Source organism: Brevibacillus sp. (assembly GCF_003521185.1).
Taxonomy (GTDB): Bacteria; Bacillota; Bacilli; order Brevibacillales; family Brevibacillaceae; genus Brevibacillus; species Brevibacillus parabrevis.
In genome coordinates, this window is the sequence record NZ_DOTK01000084.1 from 22230 (window position 1) to 22431 (window position 202).

Here is a 202-nt window from a genome sequence, read left to right on the forward strand (position 1 = left end):
GACCTTCGGGTTATGAGCCCGACGAGCTACCGAGCTGCTCCATCCCGCGACGATTTTATAGAAGCAATTGTCAGTGTTGCCGCATCGTGCAGCGCTTTTTTGCTGACTATCCTTCAAAATAGTAAATGGTGGAGGCTGACGGGATCGAACCGCCGACCCTCTGCTTGTAAGGCAGATGCTCTCCCAGCTGAGCTAAGCCTCC

The 202-nt window shown here is 54.0% G+C and carries 1 tRNA gene; it reads right to left on the bottom strand.

Features of this window, described 5'->3' with window-relative positions:
* Positions 1-126 precede the first annotated feature (126 nt).
* Positions 127-202 (bottom strand) — tRNA-Val (locus DEP07_RS25470).